We start from the raw sequence: 1,235 nt of genomic DNA, 5'->3' as shown, positions 1-1,235 counted from the left end.
GCGGCAGCCCGCTTGGCCGTGGTGCGCACCAGAGCGCGGAACAGCGGGGCCAGGGGCTGCTGTTCGCGCAGCGTGGCCGTGTCGAGGCGGACCGGGACGGTGTGCGGGTCGGGGAGGCGCACCGCGGCGTCGAAGAGGGCGAGGCCCTCCTCGGTGGCCAGCGGCCGGATACCCACGCGCCGCATGCGGTCGAGGTCAGCGGTACTGAGCGCGCCGGTCATGGCGCTGCGGTCGGCCCACAGCCCCCAGGCCAGGGAGTGCGCGGGCAGCCCCTGGGCGCGGCGCTCTTGCGCGAGCGCGTCGAGGAAGGAATTCGCCGCCGCGTAGCCGCCCTGCCCCGGAGAGCCGAGGACGCCCGCGGCCGAGGAGAAGAGCACGAACAGCGCGAGGTCACGGCCGCGGGTGAGCTCGTGCAGGTTCCAGGCCGCGTCCAGCTTCGGGCGAAGGACGGTCTCCAGACGCTCGGGGGTGAGCGCGGAGAGGATGCCGTCGTCCAGGGCTCCGGCGGCATGCACCACACCGCACAGCCCGTCGAGTCCGTCCAGGAGTGTGCCAAGGGCCACGCGGTCGGCGGCGTCACAGGCCTCGACGCGCACGGTGGCGCCGAGCCCGGTCAGTTCGGCGGCGAGCTCCCGGGCCCCCGGGGCGTCCTGGCCGCGGCGGCTGGTGAGCACCAGGTCCCGCACGCCATGCCCAGTGACCAGGTGGCGGGCCACGGCGGACCCGATGACGCCAGTGCCACCGGTCACCAGGACGGTGCCGTCCAGAGCGGCGCGCGGGTTAGTCAGGACGACCTTGCCAATGTGCCGGGCCTGGCTCATGTGCCGGAAGGCCTGCGGTGCCTGGCGGGTGTCCCACGCAGTGACGGGCAGCGGCGCCAGCTCCCCCCGGGCGAAGAGTTCGGCCAGGTGCGCGAGCATCTCACCGAGCCGGTCGGCGCCCGCCTCACCCAGGTCGAAGGCCCGGTACCGCACGCCGGGGCAGGCGACGGCCACCTCGTCGGCATCACGGATATCGGTCTTGCCCATCTCCAGAAACCGGCCGCCGCGCGGCAGCAACCGCAGCGAAGCATCCACGAACTCCCGGGCCAAGCTGTTAAGAACGACATCGACACCCCGGCCCTCGCTGTGGTCCAGGAACCGGTCGGCGAACTCCACGCTGCGCGAGGAGGCAAGCCGCTCGGCTGCGATGCCGGTGTGGCGCACCAAGGGCCACTTGGCCTCACTGGCCGTGGC

General features: G+C 73.6%; 1 protein-coding gene. It reads right to left on the bottom strand.

The window, feature by feature from the left end; all coding sequences use genetic code 11:
- A partial coding sequence (locus ACZ7IB_RS49280; RefSeq protein ID WP_470921920.1) for an SDR family NAD(P)-dependent oxidoreductase occupies positions 1–1,235 on the bottom strand: 1,235 nt, incomplete at both ends.

The sequence above is a fragment of the Streptomyces sp. NPDC037301 genome, from assembly GCF_055602785.1.
The sequence above is the reverse complement of the archived record's forward strand: the minus strand, read 5'-3'. Positions and strand labels throughout refer to the sequence as shown.